The 18,024-nt window shown below is 63.0% G+C and carries 15 protein-coding genes and 1 tRNA gene; 5 read left to right on the top strand and 11 right to left on the bottom strand.

What is annotated here, in order from left to right; all coding sequences use genetic code 11:
- The first annotated feature begins 129 nt into the window (after window positions 1-129).
- Window positions 130-3,888 carry an AAA family ATPase gene (locus tag HQR01_RS13360; RefSeq protein WP_173215379.1) on the top strand — a complete coding sequence of 1,253 codons (3,759 nt, stop codon included), beginning with the start codon at window positions 130-132 and terminating at the stop codon, window positions 3,886-3,888.
- Between the two features lie 322 nt (window positions 3,889-4,210).
- Here the strand turns inward: HQR01_RS13360 and HQR01_RS13355 are convergent, their stop codons facing one another.
- On the bottom strand, window positions 4,211-5,413 hold the full coding sequence (locus HQR01_RS13355; protein WP_173215377.1) for a tyrosine-type recombinase/integrase: 1,203 nt from the start codon (window positions 5,411-5,413) through the stop codon (window positions 4,211-4,213).
- A 177-nt stretch (window positions 5,414-5,590) separates the two neighbouring features.
- Window positions 5,591-5,677, bottom strand: a tRNA-Leu gene (locus HQR01_RS13350).
- 172 nt (window positions 5,678-5,849) lie between these two features.
- On the opposite strand from HQR01_RS13350, the gene HQR01_RS13345 reads away from it, so the two are divergent.
- The gene (locus HQR01_RS13345) at window positions 5,850-6,800 is read left to right on the top strand and encodes a complex I NDUFA9 subunit family protein (protein ID WP_173215375.1); all 951 of its coding nucleotides are present in this window, start codon (window positions 5,850-5,852) and stop codon (window positions 6,798-6,800) included.
- Window position 6,801: 1 nt separating this feature from the next.
- Here the strand turns inward: HQR01_RS13345 and HQR01_RS13340 are convergent, their stop codons facing one another.
- The 3 genes from HQR01_RS13340 to HQR01_RS13330 all read right to left on the bottom strand — a co-directional run bounded on the left by HQR01_RS13340 (window position 6,802) and on the right by HQR01_RS13330 (window position 9,213).
- Window positions 6,802-7,266 carry an NfeD family protein gene (locus HQR01_RS13340; RefSeq protein ID WP_173215373.1) on the bottom strand — a complete coding sequence of 155 codons (465 nt, stop codon included), beginning with the start codon at window positions 7,264-7,266 and terminating at the stop codon, window positions 6,802-6,804.
- A gap of 2 nt (window positions 7,267-7,268) precedes the next feature.
- Window positions 7,269-8,276, bottom strand: a complete 1,008-nt coding sequence (locus HQR01_RS13335; RefSeq protein WP_173215371.1) for an SPFH domain-containing protein — start codon at window positions 8,274-8,276, stop codon at window positions 7,269-7,271.
- Between the two features lie 70 nt (window positions 8,277-8,346).
- On the bottom strand, window positions 8,347-9,213 hold the full coding sequence (locus HQR01_RS13330; RefSeq protein ID WP_173215368.1) for a dienelactone hydrolase family protein: 867 nt from the start codon (window positions 9,211-9,213) through the stop codon (window positions 8,347-8,349).
- 129 nt (window positions 9,214-9,342) lie between these two features.
- Here HQR01_RS13330 and HQR01_RS13325 point away from each other — a divergent pair, with 129 nt between their 5' ends.
- Window positions 9,343-11,448, top strand: coding sequence for a PQQ-dependent dehydrogenase, methanol/ethanol family (locus HQR01_RS13325; RefSeq protein WP_173215366.1), 2,106 nt, complete (start codon window positions 9,343-9,345; stop codon window positions 11,446-11,448).
- A complete protein-coding gene (locus tag HQR01_RS13320; RefSeq protein WP_173215364.1) occupies window positions 11,445-11,912 on the top strand; it encodes a protein tyrosine phosphatase family protein in 468 nt (155 codons plus the stop codon). Before HQR01_RS13325 ends, HQR01_RS13320 begins: the two co-directional genes overlap by 4 nt.
- On the opposite strand, the gene HQR01_RS13315 is transcribed toward HQR01_RS13320, so the two are convergent.
- From HQR01_RS13315 to HQR01_RS13290, 6 genes are all read right to left on the bottom strand, one after another.
- Window positions 11,909-12,310, bottom strand: coding sequence for a VOC family protein (locus HQR01_RS13315; RefSeq protein ID WP_173215362.1), 402 nt, complete (start codon window positions 12,308-12,310; stop codon window positions 11,909-11,911). The two genes, HQR01_RS13320 and HQR01_RS13315, sit on opposite strands and share 4 nt — an antisense overlap.
- A 25-nt stretch (window positions 12,311-12,335) precedes the next feature.
- Entirely contained in the window at window positions 12,336-13,190 is an 855-nt protein-coding gene (gene purU / locus HQR01_RS13310; protein ID WP_173215361.1) for a formyltetrahydrofolate deformylase, read from the bottom strand.
- Between the two features lie 69 nt (window positions 13,191-13,259).
- Entirely contained in the window at window positions 13,260-13,577 is a 318-nt protein-coding gene (locus HQR01_RS13305) for a hypothetical protein (RefSeq protein WP_173215359.1), read from the bottom strand.
- A gap of 1 nt (window position 13,578) precedes the next feature.
- Window positions 13,579-14,589: an NAD(P)H-dependent flavin oxidoreductase gene (locus HQR01_RS13300; protein WP_173215357.1), complete on the bottom strand. Its 1,011-nt coding sequence runs from the start codon at window positions 14,587-14,589 to the stop codon at window positions 13,579-13,581.
- A 39-nt stretch (window positions 14,590-14,628) separates the two neighbouring features.
- Window positions 14,629-15,789, bottom strand: a complete 1,161-nt coding sequence (gene purT, locus HQR01_RS13295) for a formate-dependent phosphoribosylglycinamide formyltransferase (protein WP_173215355.1) — start codon at window positions 15,787-15,789, stop codon at window positions 14,629-14,631.
- Between the two features lie 9 nt (window positions 15,790-15,798).
- Window positions 15,799-17,079, bottom strand: a complete 1,281-nt coding sequence (locus HQR01_RS13290; RefSeq protein ID WP_234030172.1) for an aspartate kinase — start codon at window positions 17,077-17,079, stop codon at window positions 15,799-15,801.
- A 52-nt stretch (window positions 17,080-17,131) separates the two neighbouring features.
- Between HQR01_RS13290 and ubiG the strand changes: the two genes are divergently transcribed.
- On the top strand, window positions 17,132-17,890 hold the full coding sequence (ubiG, locus tag HQR01_RS13285; RefSeq protein WP_173215353.1) for a bifunctional 2-polyprenyl-6-hydroxyphenol methylase/3-demethylubiquinol 3-O-methyltransferase UbiG: 759 nt from the start codon (window positions 17,132-17,134) through the stop codon (window positions 17,888-17,890).
- Window positions 17,891-18,024 lie beyond the last annotated feature (134 nt).

Below are 18,024 nucleotides of genomic sequence, written 5' to 3'. Positions count from 1 at the left end.
GCGGTGGTGTCAGTGGCATAAAACAATGAAATGGTAGCTCAAATTCTAGGAATGGAAGTCTTCGTTTCCTCAAGCGGAACTGCCAGTCTATGCTCGGTGCTCAAGAACGGGAGGGCCAAGGAAGCAGCAATGGGCATCACAAGGAATTTGTCGATCCGTGTTCCCTGGCATGACCGGGCCTGGGACGGTTATGTTTGCCACGACCCGAACGCAAACAGCTCCTGCCTTGCCCTCAAACTGATCGCCGAAAATCGGGACGATGTCCTCGAAGCGCGTTTGCACGACGAGGCGTTCGACGACCTGGCGCCGGACGAGAGACCGCCGTGCCTGCGCTCAAGCGCGAGCTTCATGAGTGCGAATGCGCACAGCTTCGACAGTGTGATGGCCTACTCGAAGTGGAGTCCGGATCACACCCACATCCTCAAGCAAACAGTCCGCGTACCGGCTTGGGGCGCGGTCTCGATACCCTACCGCTGGATGCTGAAAGACAGCGGTTTTGAGATTGCGGAAAATCTTGAGCTTGATGCATCGCGGGAAAGAGAACCCTCCTCACCGAACTGGCTGGAAGATACTAGCTGGATTCAGGGTTTTGACAATCAGGAAGCGTTACTGAACGCCTTCGCAGCACCGCTGATCGAAAATGAAAGCCTCGTGCTCTTCTATGCGACGCGCACGCCACTGTGCGATGATGAGCGCCGCGTCCTGCTTGGTGCCGCGCTACTGCACAAAAAGCACGATTTGACCGAATATCCCTACAAAGAAGGCCATGAGTCGCCATTACGGGCGATGGTTTGGGAGCGCCCCCTCCAGCATTCGCTGCGTCCTGCCAAACAGGGCGGCGGCGTTACCGGAGGCTTCGTGATGCCTTATCAGGCCGTGCTTGCCGAACTTGAGAAGCGGCAGGATCGCGATGCCGCTGACTTCGTTGCGTTCGTGCCCGATGATGCCAGGGCACAATTCTCCTATGGCAGCGAACATGTCTGGCATGGCGCGGCGGCGGCGTCTCTGATTGCGGCGCGCGGCGCGCTCGAACGTACTTCTGAAATCCTCAGCGGGCCGTGGGACCGGTACATCGCCTGGATCGATGAGCGGCTCGGAAGGCTTTGGGCGATGCAAGGCCCGGCACCGGGACTTGGTGTCGTGCTGTCAGCGCTGCACGACGGCTTTAACGGCACGTTGTTCGCGATGGCGCTCGCCGACGAGCTCGAAGAGAATATGGACCCGTGGCCCGCGATCGACGCCATCATGACGGACAAGCGAAGCGCGCCTGTTGGGGCTCCTGACATTACCGGCATGATGAAGAAGCGCTGGGCCAAGCTGCGGGACAAGATTCCGGAAATGGATCGGCTCAGGCTCTTATCGCGCCTTGAACTAACCAAGGATCAAGCCGTTCGGGCTCTCCGGTTGGGCGCCGATGAAACGCTCAAGAACCCGTTCCTTCTTTATGAGGATGACCGCACGGCCCCCGACGCGATTTCATTCGGAACGGTGGATCGGGGCATTTACCCCGGCAAGGAAGTCGCCAGCGCTCATCCCCTTCCGGCGTCATGCAGCAAGAGTCTCGCCGAATACGACAATGAGTTCAGGCTTCGCGCGGCATCGATCAGGATCCTCGAAGACAGCACGGATCAGGGCCATACGCTTTTGCCGATCGCGCAACTCGGCGAGGCTGCGGCGGCACTGACAACCGTGCATCCATTGCCGCTCGACGCCGACATTGTCGATCTTTGCCGGGATGACTTTGCCCCGAAGGTCGATGTGCAAGGCGAAGACGAAAAGCTTACTCTCCAGCTGGACAGGTATTTCACGAGCGGGAAAATCATCAGCAAGGCTGTAGACGAGCGGCTCAAGGCGAAGGATGCCGCGGTGCAAATCGATTGGCGCAAGCTGGTGGATGACAAGTTCAAAGCCTTTCCGGCAACCGATCTGGACGAAAGCCGGGCGCGGGATGAAAAGGCCGCCGCACTTTCACGTCTTGGCGCGAGCCGTATCAGTGTCCTGATCGGCCCCGCCGGAACCGGAAAAACGAGCGTGCTGCAACTCCTGCTTGGCCTTACGGATATCGTCGGCAGCAGGGTCCGGTTGCTCGCACCGACGGGTAAGGCGCGCGTGCGACTTGGCAAGGAAACCGGACAGCAGGGCAATGTGCAGACGGTCGCGCAGTTCCTGCTCCCGCACCGTTACGACCCGGACACGGGGCGATATTTCATCGATCCCGAAGCCCCGAAAGTCGAAGCCACTACCTGCATCATCGATGAATCTTCGATGCTGACCGAAGACATGCTCGCGGCGATCATTGAGGCGATACCGCAAAACTGCCGCCTGATCCTGGTCGGGGATCCGTATCAGCTTCCCCCGATCGGCGCGGGCTGTCCGTTTGTGGACATCATCGAATATCTGAAGCGCTCGCATGACAGCCAGGGCGTAGGTGAGTTGACGACACCGCGCCGGCAGGCAGACACCGACAGCGAAGATCCAACCCCGGCACTGGCGCGTTCGGACGTGCAGCTCGCGGCAATCTTCTCAGGCCGACAATTGCCGCCGGGCGAAGATGAAATCATCATGAAGGCGCTTCAAGGCGAGGACGATGAGACCGTAACGTATAGACGCTGGGATACGGTTACTGATCTGTCTGGCCTGATCGAGAGCGTCATCGCCGAAGAGCTGGGCGCAAAACCGGACGAGCTGATCGACAAACTCGAAGAATCTCTTGGCGCAGAGCGCAACGGCAAGGGCTATCTGAACTTCAACAAGGGATGCGCTGACAAGGCGGAAGGCTGGCAAATCCTCAGCGTCAATCGCAACACGCCCGGCGGCTCGACCTTCATCAACCGCCGGATCAAGGAACGGCTGCGCCATAAGCGGTTGGAAACCGCTGTCGGCTCGGCGCGCGTGCCGCGCTACAGGGACTGGATGCGTTTTACGGAGCCGCGCGGGGCGGAACAGATCGTCTATGGCGACAAAGTGATCTGCGTGCGCAATCACCGGCGCAAGCCCTACATCTATAATCCCGGAGGAAGTGGCGATCCGGAATACATTGCGAACGGTGAAATCGGTATGATCACTGGGCAGATGAGGTTCGGGAAGAGCCAGCCGGGCTATACGCATCTCGAACTCTCGGGCCGGGCGGACAGAAGCTTTTCCTTCAAGCGATCGGCGTTCTCGGAAGATGGCAGCCCCTATCTCGAACTCGCCTACGCCATCACGGTGCACAAGGCGCAAGGCAGCGAGTTTGGCAGCGTCATTCTTGTCCTGCCCGCACACAGCCGCCTCGTCTCGCGCGAGATGCTTTACACGGCGCTGACGCGGCAGAAGAAGCGCATCTGGATTCTGCATCAGGGGCCGTTCGACACCTTCCTGTCGCTCCGGCAGTATGTCTATTCCGACATTGCAGCGCGGTTCACGAACCTGCTGCGCACGACTCGGCCTGAGCCCGTCAGGCTACCTCCCGAACTGCCGCGAAGCCTGAGCGGGTCACAGAGAACCTTTCTGGAAGAAAGGCTCATCCATCGTACGCTGCGCGGCGAGATGGTCAGCTCGAAGAACGAGCTCGCAATCGCGAACATTCTTTTTGGATTTGAGAAGGAAGGGCGGCTTTCATATCAGGTCGAACCGCGGCTGCCGTTCGATGACGGCAGGGGCCGCTGGGCAGACTTCTTGATCGAGGCGAACGGTAAGAGCTGGTATTGGGAACATTGCGGCATGCTCTCTGACGAGCAGTACCGAAAGCGCTGGGCCCGTAAGCAGGACCTGTACAAGGAAAACGGGTTTACCACCTATTCGGACAATCATCCGGATGGTCGCCTCATAATCACCGAAGACGGACCGCAGCAGGGCCTTGATTCACAAACGATCGAGCAAATCGTCCTGCGCCTGATCGAAGCCTGATCCCCGCTCGCTCGGTCAGACAAAGGAGCCTGAAGGGGGCGGGCAGATCGAACGTCCAGAATGCGTTGAAAGGGCCCGATCTGCGAAAAAATTTCCGCAACACTAAAATTTCCGCAACACTATTGCCGGTTCTACTGCAGTCTCAGCTAGATCTGCTTCCTCGCTGGGCGCAACGCAAAGCTGCCTGACTGCAAAGTCCCAATGCCTACCATTCGAGCTGCTACTCAGAGCTGCATGAACGAAAGGCAGTTTTCGGGCTGTTGCCGAACTAGGCGGAAAGGCCGAAATCGGGGCGCAAATTAGCCCCTGTATCACATTACGGTCAGCGGCTCGCTTGGCAGAGTCGAAGCTCATCAAGATAATCGCTCCACCATTGCGCCATCTTTACGCGTTCATCCCAGTAGTTCCCCCGATTGTAGACGCCGCGAATAGCGTTGCTGTCGCCATGGGCGAGAGCGCGCTCGATGGCGTCGGGATGCCAGAGCCCGCTCTCGTTGAGCATGGTCGAGGCCGTTGAGCGCAGGCCATGCGCTGTCACTTCGTCTTTGGTGAAACCCATGCGACGGAATGCCGCATTGATCGTATTCTCGCTCATTGGGCGCTGGCCCGTATGGAACGCCGGGAAAATGTAGCCCTTGCTACCGGTAATCGATTTTAGCTCTCGAAACAGGTCCATTACCTGGCGCGATAGAGGCACAACATGGGTCCGGCGCGCCTTCATCTTGCCTTCCGGAATTGTCCAGGTGGCCTTGTCCCAATCGATCTCATTCCACTCGCCATGGCGAAGCTCACCGGGTCGCACAAAGACATGGGGTGCGATCTTCAACGCGAACTTCGTGGCGGGGTAGCATTCGAAGTCATCGATAGCGCGAAGCAGCCCGCCCAACTTCTCAGGCTCAAGGATCGCCGCGTAGTGCCGCGCCCTTGGTGTGACCAATGCGCCCTGCAAGATCGACGTTGGATCGGTTTGGCACTGGCCAAGCGCAGCCCCGTACCGGAACACCCGGCTTGCGAAGGAGCGGCACTTCTTCGCGGTTTCGAGATTGCCTTTGGCTTCGAGTTTTTTGAGCGCTGCCAGCATCAATTGTGGGTCGACGTCGTTGATTGACATATTGCCGATTGCAGGCTTGAGCAGTTCGAGGAACCAGCGCGCCTTGCGCAGCGTGGCTTCCGCCCTGCCTTCGGGCACCATCTTCTCGTCGATGTACTTGTTGGCGATAACCTCGAAGGTGTTCTCCGCACCTAGCTTGATCCTGGCCTTCTTGCGCTTCCGCTCCAGCATCGGATCGATGCCATCGGAAACCTTGAGCCGTGCCCGGTCGCGAAGCTGGCGCGCCTGCGACAAGCTGACCTCTGGGAACGCGCCGATGGGTAGCTTCTTTTCCTTCCCGCCAAAGCGGTACTTGAAATACCAGAGCTTGGAGCCGTTCGGCTTCACCAGAAGCAGTAACCCCCGCGAGTCGTATTTCTTGTACGACTTGTCGGCAGCCCGGAAGCCTTTGATTTCCTGCACATTGAGGCTCATTTGGGGGCCTCACTTTTTTGAAAGTTGGGGCCTTTTGAGCTGGAGCCCCCAGCCGAGGCCCCCAGAGACGTTGGAACAAAGCGGAACAAAACAAGACCTCGCTTTCTGCGCTAGAGGCCAAGAATGGCAGAATTCCGCCATTTCTGCAATGTTTTGGAACGTTCTGATGAGAACAAATGGTGCCCAGAAGAGGACTCGAACCTCCACGCCCTTGCGAGCGCCGCCACCTGAAGACGGTGCGTCTACCAATTCCGCCATCTGGGCACACATGCTAGCCGCGGAGCATTCTCGTCCGGGCCGGGTAGGAGCGCGCCCCTAGCGAAGTGGCGCGATTCTTGTCAACCGCAATCGGTGCGCCCGGAACGCTTGCGGGTGACAAGCCGTTGGCGCTAGGGGCGCAGCGACGATTCCACGCGCAAGGATACGGGCGAACTCGATGGCAAATGGCAGTGCATTGAACGGCAAGCTGGTGGTGCTGATGGGCGGCAGCGGCTTCATCGGGCAATATGTGGCGCAGGCCCTGCTAGAGCGGGGTGCTCGCCTGCGCATCGCCAGCCGCAACCCGGAACGCGCATTCAAGCTCAAGCCGCTCGCCAATCTCGGGCAGATCCAGTTCGCCCGCTGCAACGCGACCGACCGGCAAAGCCTCGAGCGCTGCCTCCACGGGGCCGACGCGGTGGTCAATCTGGTCGGCAATTTCGCGGGCGACCTCCACCGCCTGATGGGCGAGGCACCGGGCTGGATGGCCGAAATCGCCAAGGCGCAGGGCGCGCAGGCCTTCGTCCATGTCAGCGCGATCAGCGGTGCGGGCGACCCCGAAAACCCGGTCGCCTATGCCGCAGCCAAGCAGGAAGGCGAACGGCGCGTGCTCGCGGCTTTCCCCAAGGCGACGATCCTGCGGCCCTCGGTCCTCTTCGGCAAGGATGACAGCTTCCTCAACATGTTCGCCGGGCTGATCGCGACGCTGCCGGTGCTGCCGGTGTTCGGGCCCGATGCGAAGATGCAGCCGGTCTACGTCGATGACGTCGCCGAGGCGGTAGCGCGCACGCTTGAGGACAGCGCCACGCATGGCGGCAAAACCTATGAGCTGGCCGGCCCCGAAGTACTGACGATGATGGACATCAACCACCGCATCGCCGCTGCGCAGGGCCGCAAGCGCACTTTCCTCGCCGTGCCCGATCCGCTTTCGGCGCTGTTCGCTGCGCTGCCGCTGACGCCGATGTCATCGGAGCAGTGGGCGCTGCTCAAGGCGGGCAATGTCGCGTCGGGCAAGCTGCCCGGCCTCGACAAGCTGGGCATCACCGCCAAGCCGCTCGGCCTGTTCCTCGACAAGTGGATGGTGCGCTATCGCAAGCACGGCCGCTTCGCCGACCGGCTGAGCGCCTGAGCTAGCTTTCCGCGCCGCCTTCGCCGAGCAGGGCGATCGGTTCGACCAGCAGTTCGGAACCTTTGCTCCCGGCGATGCGAACCCGCTCGCCCGCGGCGACATCGGGTCCGCGCGCGATCCATTCGCTATCGCCGACGCGCACCCGCCCCGAACCGCCTTCGATGGCAGCAGTGACCACCGCGGTTTCGCCGATCAGGCGGCCGACGCGATTGTTGAGCAAGGGGTCGGAGGAGATGATCGGGCGCTCGCCCAGCCAGCGCTTGGCCGAAAAGGCGAAGATCAGCGCCAGCGAGACGAAAGCGATGACCTGCATTGCCAGCGCCGGTGCCGAAATGAAGGTCATCCCGGCGACGACGAAGGCCGCGAGGGCGAGCCAGATGAGGTAGACCCCAGGCACCACCATCTCCAGCCCCGCCAGCACCAGGCCGACGAGCAACCAGATCCAATAGGGTTCAACCCCGTCCATCGCTATTTGACCGGGCCGCTGCTGCGCGGAACGGTAGGCCGACGGACCGGGGCCGGTTCGCGCGGTTGCTGGATCGGGGTGCCGGTATCGACCGTGCCGGGCGCATCGCCGAAAGTACCGCGGACCAGTTCGCCGATCCCGCCGAGCGAGCCAATCAGCTGCGTCGCCTCCACCGGGAACAGGATAGTCTTGGCGTTGGGGCTATCGGCAAAGCGCGCGACCGCCTTGGTATATTCCTGCGCGACGAAGTAGTTGATCGCCTGGCTCCCCGAAGAGGCGATGGCGTTGGAGACGAGTTCGGTCGCCTTGGCCTCGGCTTCGGCTGCGCGCTCGCGTGCCTCGGCATCGCGGAAGGCGGCTTCACGCTTGCCTTCGGCCTTGAGGATGGCGGATTGCTTGTCGCCTTCGGCACGCAGGATGTTCGAGGCACGGTCACCCTCGGCCTCGAGGATCTCGGCCCGCTTGAGGCGTTCGGCCTTCATCTGCCGCGCCATGGCTTCGGAAATATCGTGCGGCGGGCGGATATCCTTGATCTCGACACGGGTGATCTTGACCCCCCACGGCGATGTCGCATGGTCGACCACGCTGAGCAGGCGGGCATTGATCTCGTCGCGCTTCGACAGCGTCTCGTCGAGATCCATCGAGCCCATCACCGTCCGCAGGTTGGTGGTCGTGAGCGCCATGATCGCCTGGTAGAGGTTCGAGACCTCATAGGCCGCCTTGCCCGCGTCGAGCACCTGGAAAAACACCACCGCGTCGACGCCCACCATGGCGTTATCCGCCGTGATGATTTCCTGGCCCGGGATGTCGAGCACCTGTTCCATCATATTCACCTTGCGCCCGACGCGGTCGATGAAGGGGATGATCAGGTGCAGGCCCGGATCGGCCGAGACGGTGAACTTGCCGAAGCGTTCGATCGTGTAGACGTAGCCCTGCTTCACCACGCGCACGCCCATCATCAGGAAGATGAGCGTGAGCAGCACCAGCATGCCCAGCAGAATTTCGATCATTGCAAACAGGCCTCCTCTATCCACGCCATCGTAGCGTGCGAGAGGCGGCCCGCAAGCTAAACCGCTGTTGTCAAAGCGCCGCCCTGTAGAGCGCGAGGAGCCGCGACCAGGCGCGTTCGGCCTGAATCTCGTCATAACTCGGACTGTCGAGCACGCACCAGCCATGATCCGCCGGGTAGACCTCGATCTCTGCCGTGGTACCCGCGGCATCGGCCGCCTCCCGCAGCGCGTCCTTGTCGCCCGGCGCCCTGGCATCGTCGTTCTGGCCGATCGCGATCAGGTAATGCGCATCGGCACGCAGGACCTTGTGCGGGCTGGGCCCCTGCGCGCGGACGAGCCCGCCACCGTGGAAGCTTCCGCCCGCACGGATCGCATCATGCGCCGAGGGTGCAACCACCGCGAAGGATCCGGTCATGCAATAGCCCTGCGTGCCGATCCCGCGTGCGGCATCGACCGCGTCCTGTCCCAGCAGCCAGTCGGCGCAGGCGCGCGCGTCGGTCTGGATGGTGTCGAGCGTGAACTTCGAACGCCAGGGAGTGACCTTGTCCCAGCCGCCATTGCCGGCGAAATCGGCGAAATCCTCGAACTGCTGCCCGGCCACGTCGCGGTAATAGGGATTGGCGAGCAGCACGGCAAAGCCGGCTTGCGCCAGCCGCTTGGCCATGGCCCGCTTGGCCGGACGAATCCCGCCGATATCGGGCCAGAAGATTACGCTGGGATGCTTGCCCGTGGCGAGGTGGTAGAACTCGCCATCCATGGTCCCGTCGGGCGTGGCGAAGGTCACCTTGCGCTCGGCAATACTGCCATCGGTCGATTCGCCAGCCGTGCTTTCGGAAGGTGCGCAGGCCACGGCAACGCCCGCCAGCGCGCCGACGCCGAAATGCCGCCGCGTAAGTCCATCCTTGGCCCAGCGTGCAAGCTGTTGTTCGTCACACATACTATCGTTCTCCTGCCACCCCTCGCCCCCACATCCTATCCGTCAATGCGAGATGGACAAGCTTTCGTCTGCACGGCAGGATAGGTTGCATAGGAGCGACGGAAATATGTCGCCGGGGAGAGAGGGAATATGCGCGGATTGGGATTTGCGGCGTTTGCCGCCTTGGCGCTGGCCGGTTGCAACATGGGTCCCAAGGAGCCGACGCTTGCCACCGACGGCGTCACGGATGCCATGCTGGCTGCCGGGAACGGCGAAGAGTGGCTGACCTATGGCGGCGACTATGACGAGCAGCGCTTTTCCCCGCTGAACCAGATTACCGACGCCAATGTCGGAGAGCTGGGCCTCGCCTGGTCGGCCGATCTCGACACCGCGCGCGGGCAGGAAGCAACCCCGCTGATGCATGACGGCACGCTCTACATCTCCACCGCGTGGAGCATGGTGAAGGCCTATGACGCGAAGACCGGTGCGCTCAAATGGGCATACGACCCCGAGGTGCCGCGTTCCAAGCTGGTCGAGGTGTGTTGCGACGCGGTCAACCGCGGCGTCGCGCTCTATGGCGACAAGGTTTACGTCGCGACGCTCGACGGGCGGCTGGTCGCGCTCGACCAGAAGACCGGCAAGGTCGCCTGGTCCAAGCTGACCATACCCGAAGGCTCGCACATGGCGATCACCGGGGCCCCGCGCATCGTCAAGGGTCGCGTGCTGATCGGATCGGCGGGCGCGGAGTATTTCACCCGCGGTTACCTGGCTGCCTTCGACGCGCAGACCGGCGACGAATTGTGGCGCTTCTACACCGTGCCCGGCGACCCTTCGAAGCCGCAGGAAGGCAAGCATCTCGATGCTGCGGTCAAGACCTGGAGCGGTGATTTCTGGAAACTCGGCGGCGGCGGCACGGTGTGGGATTCGATCACCTATGATCCCAAGACCGACCTCGTCTATTTCGGCACCGCCAATGCCGAGCCGTGGAACCCGGCCTATCGCAACACCGATGGCGCGGGCGACAGCCTTTACACGGCATCGATCGTGGCGGTGAAACCCGACACCGGCGAATATGCCTGGCACTTCCAGGAAACGCCCGAAGATCGCTGGGACTTCGACTCTAACCAGCAGATCACCGTCACCGACCTCAACATCGGCGGCAAGACACGTCGTGTGGTGATGCACGCGCCGAAGAATGGCTTCTTCTACGTGCTCGACGCTGCGACCGGCAAGTTCATCTCGGGCAAGCCCTTTGTCGATGGGATCAATTGGGCCAGCGGACTCGATCCGGTGACGGGCAAGCCCAATGTCAATCCGGAAGCCAAGTACGAATTGACCGGCAAGCCCTTCGTCGGCGTGCCGGGCGCGGTCGGCGCGCACAGCTGGACGCCGATGAGCTACAGCCCCACCACCGGGCTGGTCTACATCCCGACCAACAACACCCCGCAATATTACGCGCATGATCCCGATTGGGAGCCCGGCACGACCGGCTTCCAGCTCGGCATCGACGTAAGCGGCGGCAATATCCCGGCGGACAAGGCCGTGCGCGATGCGACCAAGGCGGCGCTCAACGGCGCATTGGTCGCCTTCGATCCGGTGGCCGGCGAAATACGTTGGAAGGTCCCGCAATCGAGCCCGACCAATGGCGGAACGCTGGCGACCGCAGGGAACCTGGTGTTCCAGGGCACGTCGACCGGCGAATTCCGCGCCTATACCGCCGATACCGGCAAGCAACTCTGGTCGTTCCCGACCCAGACCGGCGTGCTCGCCGCGCCGATGACCTATGCCATCGACGGCGCGCAGTACGTCGCCGTGCTGGTCGGTTGGGGTGGCGTGTGGGACGTGTCCGCAGGCAAGCTTGGCGGCGGGATTACGCCCAACGTCAGCCGCCTGCTGGTCTTCAAGCTGGGTGCGAAAGGCTCATTGCCGCCGCTCAAACCGACCCCGGCCCTGGTGCTCGACCCGCCGGCCCCGGCAGGCACGCCCGAGCAGATCGCCCTGGGTGAAAAGCTCTACAGCAACAGCTGCAGCGTCTGCCACGGCATCTCCGCGGTCGCAGGGAGCCTCAACCCCGACCTGCGGCATTCGGCCACGCTGGGCCAGAAGGACCTGTGGCAGAAGGTCGTCCACGACGGACTGCTGGCGGAAAACGGCATGGTCGCATGGAAGGACCAGTTCAGCCGCGAGCAGATCGAGGCGATGCGGACCTACGTGCTCAAGCGGGCCAATGAGGACAAGGCGCTGGAGGGCAAGTGAGCGCAGTTGCGGATGATCCAGCGGACATCCGCAACTGGCGGCGCCGAGCCGACGGGATCACCACTTCGGGACGGCTTGAGCCCGGCGATCCCGCACGGCTGGCGGCGATTGGCGTACGCCACGTCGTCAACCTCGCGCTCGACAATCACCCCGAAGCCCTGCCCGACGAAGGCACCGCACTGGCCAAGCAGGGCATCGGCTACACGCATATCCCGGTGCCGTTCGATGCTCCGACCCACGAACATGTCGCGGCCTTGCACCGGGTACTCGATCAAGTTGACGGCCCGGTGCACGTCCACTGCATCATGAATTACCGAGTGACCGCCTTCCTCTACCTACTCGACCGCCAGGCTGGCGTACCTGAAGCCGAAGCAAGGGCGCGGATGGCCGAAGTGTGGGACCCGCTATCCAGCGACGAACCGGGCACGGCACCGTGGAAGGCCCTGCTTGGCCAACCCGGCTAGGCGGCGAAGAAGTTCAGTTCGAGCAGGACGTTGTTGGGGTCCGCGGTGAAGATCTGGCGTAGCCCGATCGCCGACAGATCGTTGATCGCATAATCCGCGCCCCGCGCGTCGAGCCGCGCCTTGACCTCGTCGAAATCGCCGCAGCGCAGGGCAACGTGGTGGATCGCCCCGGTCTCCGCACCCGGCGCGACCGCGCGATCGAAGGCACGTGGGCAATCGACCGAATTGAGATGCAGGATTGCCTGGCCAGACTGGTCGTGCATCCATCGCACCTGCTCGGGCTTCAGCGGCGGTGGCGCGTCGCGCTCCTCAAGATCGAGCAGCTCGGCATAGAAGCGCGCCGTCTCGGCCAGCCGATCGGTGATGATATTCACATGGTCCAGCCGCTCGACGATCATTTGCCATCCCCAATCCGCTATTCGCTTAGCCGCGGAATACCACGGTCCGCTTGCCATTCAAAAGAACGCGTTCCTCGAGATGCAGGCGCACCGCCTCGGCCAAGACCCGGTTTTCGATCTCGCGACCCTTGCGGACCAGCTCGTCAGGCGTGTCGGCATGGCTGATTGGTTCGGCGGCCTGGTGGATGATCGGGCCTTCGTCGAGGTCGGCAGTGACATAGTGCGCAGTCGCACCGATCATCTTGACCCCGCGCTCATGCGCCTGGTGATAAGGCTTGGCGCCCTTGAAGCCGGGCAGGAAGCTGTGATGGATATTGATGCAGCGGCCCGCGAAATGCGCCGCCTGTTCGTCCGACAGGATCTGCATGTAGCGGGCCAGCACCACCAGTTCGGCATTGGTCTGCTCGGCAATCGCGCGGACCTGCGCTTCCTGCGCTGCCTTGCTTTCGCGGGTGATCGGCAGGTGATGGAACGGAATTTCACCCAGATGGGTGTGCTCGATGGCCTCGCGCGGATGATTGGACACGATCGCCACCGGATCCATCGACAATTCGCCGATACGCCAGCGATAGAGTAGGTCGGCAAGGCAATGGTCGAACTTGCTGACCATGATGAGGACCCGGCGTGGGCGATCGCGCAGCGCCAGTTTCCAGTCCATCCCGAGCTCACCCGCCAATGGCGCGAATTCCCGGCGAATCTGTTCGCGTGAAACGGAGCCCGGATCGAATTCGACCCGCATGAAGAAGGCGTCCGACGTGCGATCGTTGAACTGCTGCGCTTCGAGGATGTTGCCGCCACGTTCGAACAGGAAAGAGCTTACGCGCGCAGTGATCCCGGGGCGATCGGCGCAGGAGAGGGTCAGGACGAGGGCTTCGGACATGGGCAGCGCTGTGCCGCGCCATCAGGCCCAGGGCAACCGCATTCGCCCTAGTGCCCCGCCAATGCGCGCTTACAGCTTGAAGGTGATGTCGCGGATCCCCGCTTCGCGCAGCGCCGTCTCCACTATCACACGCTGGCTGGGCGAAAGCGGCAGTTCGCTGCCGATGACCCGTGCGCTTGGCTTGTTGAGCATGAACCCGCCCTTGAGCAGCTGGCGGATCGCCCGCACCAGCGTGTCCTCCAGGTTGCGCGGGTTGGCCACCAGCGAGTGCTCGGACGAAAAGGGGTACTCGGCCCGCTGGTCGACGAAGGAGTCGGTTGATCGGTCGGTGACCTGCACCCGATCGCGATAGATCGCGACATCGAGGTCGAGCCGCCTGATGTCCATCTCAGCGCCGCGCGAGCGCCTCCTCGCTTTGCGCCATCAGCTTGGCGATGATGGTCGCGACCGGCTCTTCTTCCTTGAGCATGCCGACCGACTGGCCAGCCATGAGGCTGCCGTTCTCGACGTCGCCGTCGATCACCGCGCGGCGCAACGCACCGGCCCAATAGTGTTCGATCTGCAGCTGCGCCTCGTCCATCCCGATCTCCTCACGATCGAGAACGCCGGCGACCTCGATCTGTTTCCGGGTGAATTCCTCGGTGCCCTTGTTCTTGAGTGCGCGCACCGGGATCACCGGCAGGCGCGGGTCGACCTGCACGCTCGCCACCGCATCCCGTGCCGATGCGCGGAAGAAGGCCTTCTTGAAGTCCGGGTGGGCGATGCTCTCGCTCGCGCAGGCGAAGCGCGTGCCCAGCTGGACGCCTGCCGCGCCCATTTCGAGATAGCCGGCGACCGCCTGGCCGCGACCGATCCCGCCAGCCACGAAGATCAAATGCTCGTCAGCCAGTTCGGGCAGCATTTCCTGCGCGAGCACGCTGGTCGAAACGGGGCCGATGTGGCCGCCGGCTTCCATGCCTTCGATCACCAGCGCGTCGGCACCTGAGCGCAGCAGCTTCTTCGCCAGCGCCAGCGTGGGCGCGAAGCAGATGACCTTGGCGCCATGCCCCTTGATCGCTTCGACGCTACCCTTGGGCGGAATGCCCCCGGCCAGCACGACGTGGCTGACCCCATGCTTGCCGCAGACCTCGATGAGATCGAACAGCTGCGGGTGCATGGTGATGAGATTCACGCCGAAGGGCTTGTCGGTCAGCGCTCTGGTCGCAGCGATCTCGGTGTCGAGCAGCTCGGGAGTCATCGCGCCGCAGGCGATCACGCCGAAGCCACCGGCGTTGGAAATCGCGGAAACGAGGTTACGCTCTGAGACCCAGCTCATCGCCCCACACAGGATCGCGGTTTGGCTGCCGAGGAAGGCGGCACCGCGCGCCATCAGCCGTTCGGTCTTGGGATAATTGGACATTCGGTGGCGCTTACGATCAGCGGGCCGCCTCGGCAAGCGTCAGCTGTGATAGACGATATGCACCTTGTGCGCCGCCTCGCGCGCCTTGCGCCGCGCCTCGTCGGTATCCCCGGCGGTCGCCAGCGCCACGCCCATCCGGCGATAGGGGCGGCTGGTCGGCTTGGCGAAAATGCGGATGTCCGCCCCATCGGCCATGGCCTCGGCCAGCCCCTCATAGGACAGGCTGTCGCTATCGCGATCGGCGAGGATCACCGCGCTCGCCGCTGGTCGCGCGCGTAACTCGGCGGGCACCGGCAGACCCATGACCGCGCGCGCATGCAGATCGAATTCGGTGAGGTTCTGGCTGACCAGCGTGACCATGCCGGTATCGTGCGGACGGGGCGAAAGCTCGGAGAAGATCACCTCTTCGCCCTTCACGAAGAACTCGACCCCGAACAGGCCGAAGCCGCCGAGGTCATCGACCACTTTGCGCGCCATGTCCTGCGCCTTGGCGATCGCCACTTCGGACATTGGCGTGGGCTGCCAGCTTTCCTGGTAATCACCGCGTTCCTGCCGGTGGCCGATCGGCGGGCAGAAGGTGATCCCGTCCTTGTGGCGCACCGTGAGCAAGGTGATCTCGTAATCGAAGTCGATGAACTGCTCGACGATCACCCGCTGGCGGTCGCCGCGCATATTGGCACAGGCATAGTCCCACGCCCCTTCGAGCTGCGCTTCCTCGCGCACGGTCGACTGGCCCTTGCCCGACGAGGACATGACCGGCTTGATCACACAAGGGAAGCCGGTGTGCTGCGCGGCGGCACGCACTTCCTCGAGGTTCTTGGCGTAGCGATAGCGCGAGGTGACAAGGCCCAGCTCATTGGCAGCCAGGTCGCGGATCGCATCGCGGTTCATGGTCATCTGCGTCGCGCGGGCTGAGGGAACGACATGGAAACCCTCGGCCTCGAGTTCGGCCAATACCTCGGTGCGGATCGCTTCGATCTCGGGCACGATATAATCGGGCCGGTGCTTCTCGGCCACGATCCGCAAGGCCTCACCATCGAGCATCGAGAAGACCTCGCGCGCATCGGCCAGCTGCATCGCCGGCGCATCGTCATAGGCGTCGCAGGCGATCACATAGGCCCCCAACCGCTTGGCCGATATGACGAATTCGCGCCCGAGTTCGCCCGAGCCCAACAGCAGGATCTTCGCGGTGTGGCTCATCACCGACTCCTAGGCCGCTTCTTCCTTGGCATCGAGCCCATAGGCGGTGTGCAGCACGCGCACCGCGAGTTCGGTTTCATCCTCGTCGATCAGCACGCTGACCTTGATTTCGGAAGTGGTGATCGCCTGGATATTGATCCCGCGGTCGGCCAGCGCCTGGAACATGGTGCTGGCGACGCCCGCATGGCTCTTCATGCCGACACCGACGACGCTGATCTTGGCGATCTTGCTGTCGGTGATCAGGCGGTTGTAGCCGATCTCGTCGCGCTTGTCCTCGAGCAGCGCCTGCGCGCGCGCCAAGTCGGCCATCGGCACGGTGAAGGTCACGTCGGTCTCGCCCTTGTCGCGCCCGACGTTCTGGATGATCATGTCGACGTTGATCCCCGCCTTGGCCAGCGGGTCGAAAATATGCGCCACCGCGCCCGGCTTGTCGGGCACGCGGGTGAGGATCACCTTGGCCTCGTTCTTGTCATGCGCGATGCCGGTTACGTGCTGGCGTTCCATGTCGCCCTTCTCCACCAGTTCGTTCATTTCCTCTTCCGAGACGATCATCGTACCCGGAAGCTCGTCGGCAGGAATAGCATCCTCGCCGACGAAGCTGGAGAGGACCTGCACCCGCACGCCCTCTTTCATGGCAAGCCCGACCGAGCGCGTCTGGAGCACCTTGGCCCCAACGCTCGCGAGCTCGAGCATTTCCTCGTAGGTCACCGCCTTCTGCTTCTTCGCCTTGGCGACGATGCGCGGGTCGGTGGTATAGACGCCGTCGACGTCGGTATAGATGTCGCAGCGGTCGGCCTTGATCGCCGCCGCCACAGCCACTGCCGAGGTGTCCGACCCGCCGCGGCCCAGCGTGGTTACGCGATGATCGGCGGAAAGGCCCTGGAAGCCCGGGATCACCGCAATCTCGCCGCGTTGCATCGAGGCGACCAGCGCATCGGCATCGATCGAATCGATGCGCGCCTTGGCATGCGCCTCGATCGTGTGGATCGGCAGTTGCCAGCCCAGCCAGCTGCGCGCCTTGCAGCCGAGCGACTGGAGCGTGAGCGCGAGCAGGCCCGAAGTGACCTGTTCGCCACTGGCGACGACCACGTCATATTCTGCGGGATCGTAGAGCGCATTGGCTTCGCGGCAGAAATTGACCAGCCGATCGGTCTCGCCCGCCATGGCGGAAACGACCACCGCGACCTCGTGCCCGCGCGCCTGCTGCTTGCGCACGATATTGGCCACGCGGCGGATGCGCTCGGACCCGGCCATCGATGTACCGCCGAATTTCATCACGATGCGGGCCAAGGTCAGCGTCTCCGTGCTGGAATGGTCGAGTGGTGGCTGCTAGCCAGAGCGCATGGGCGATGCAACAACACACTCGCGAAGCAAATCTTCAGGTGGCCAAACGATCCGGCCCGAGGAGGCGGCGCATTTCGGCCAGCTGGCGCGTGACTGGTGGGATCCCAAGGGCTCATCGGCCATGCTTCACAAGCTCAATCCGGTGCGGCTGGGCTTCCTGCGCGCCGCGATCGACCGACATTGGGGCGGCGACGCTGCATCGCGCAAACCGCTCGCGGGCAAGAGTGCGCTCGACGTCGGTTGCGGTGCCGGGCTGCTGTGCGAACCGCTGGCTCGACTGGGCGCAGAGGTGACCGGGGTCGATGCCGCTCCTGAAAACATCGCCGCCGCCGCTGTCCACGCCGAAGGCGGTGGCCTCGATATCCGCTACATGGCGGGAGAGATCGGCACGCTCGATATCGGCCAGTTCGACCTCGTCACCGCGATGGAAGTAGTCGAGCATGTCGCCGACAAGCCCGCGTTTCTCGCAGCGCTCGCCGCGCGGCTTGCCCCCGGGGGGCTGATGGTCCTTTCGACCCCCAACCGCACCCCTGCCTCGCGCCTGCTGATGATCGGCGCGGCGGAAGGCTTTGGCCTGATTCCCAAGGGAACCCACCACTGGGACGATTTCATCACCCCTGAAGAATTGGGCGAATTGCTTGCCGAGGCCGGCCTGGAAATGGGCGAGCCGACCGGCATCGCCTTCTCGCCGAGCAAGGGCCTGCACCTGTCGAGCGACCTGTCGCTCAACTATCTCGTCACCGCGCGCCGGAACTGATTGCGCAAGGAACGGGGTGGAACACCGACTGGGGGGTTCTGGAAAACTCAGCAGCCCCACTTTTTCACTTGAATTTAACGAGTTGGAGTGAATTTCTCGCTTCAACCTGTCTCCTTCCAAAGCATGTCGGAGGT

Source organism: Erythrobacter mangrovi, from assembly GCF_013260645.1.
GTDB lineage: Bacteria > Pseudomonadota > Alphaproteobacteria > Sphingomonadales > Sphingomonadaceae > Qipengyuania > Qipengyuania mangrovi.
This window is presented reverse-complemented; position numbering and strand designations above follow the sequence as displayed.

Bases quoted from the DNA above. Each gene is read 5' to 3' on its own strand.
- HQR01_RS13360 (WP_173215379.1), top strand. From the start codon at position 130: ATGGGCATCACAAGGAATTTGTCGATCCGTGTTCCCTGGCATGACCGG.
- HQR01_RS13355 (WP_173215377.1), bottom strand. From the start codon at position 5,413: ATGAGCCTCAATGTGCAGGAAATCAAAGGCTTCCGGGCTGCCGACAAG.
- HQR01_RS13345 (WP_173215375.1), top strand. From the start codon at position 5,850: ATGGCAAATGGCAGTGCATTGAACGGCAAGCTGGTGGTGCTGATGGGC.
- HQR01_RS13340 (WP_173215373.1), bottom strand. From the start codon at position 7,266: ATGGACGGGGTTGAACCCTATTGGATCTGGTTGCTCGTCGGCCTGGTG.
- HQR01_RS13335 (WP_173215371.1), bottom strand. From the start codon at position 8,276: ATGATCGAAATTCTGCTGGGCATGCTGGTGCTGCTCACGCTCATCTTC.
- HQR01_RS13330 (WP_173215368.1), bottom strand. From the start codon at position 9,213: ATGTGTGACGAACAACAGCTTGCACGCTGGGCCAAGGATGGACTTACG.
- HQR01_RS13325 (WP_173215366.1), top strand. From the start codon at position 9,343: ATGCGCGGATTGGGATTTGCGGCGTTTGCCGCCTTGGCGCTGGCCGGT.
- HQR01_RS13315 (WP_173215362.1), bottom strand. From the start codon at position 12,310: ATGATCGTCGAGCGGCTGGACCATGTGAATATCATCACCGATCGGCTG.
- purU (WP_173215361.1), bottom strand. From the start codon at position 13,190: ATGTCCGAAGCCCTCGTCCTGACCCTCTCCTGCGCCGATCGCCCCGGG.
- HQR01_RS13305 (WP_173215359.1), bottom strand. From the start codon at position 13,577: ATGGACATCAGGCGGCTCGACCTCGATGTCGCGATCTATCGCGATCGG.
- HQR01_RS13300 (WP_173215357.1), bottom strand. From the start codon at position 14,589: ATGTCCAATTATCCCAAGACCGAACGGCTGATGGCGCGCGGTGCCGCC.
- purT (WP_173215355.1), bottom strand. From the start codon at position 15,789: ATGAGCCACACCGCGAAGATCCTGCTGTTGGGCTCGGGCGAACTCGGG.
- ubiG (WP_173215353.1), top strand. From the start codon at position 17,132: ATGGGCGATGCAACAACACACTCGCGAAGCAAATCTTCAGGTGGCCAA.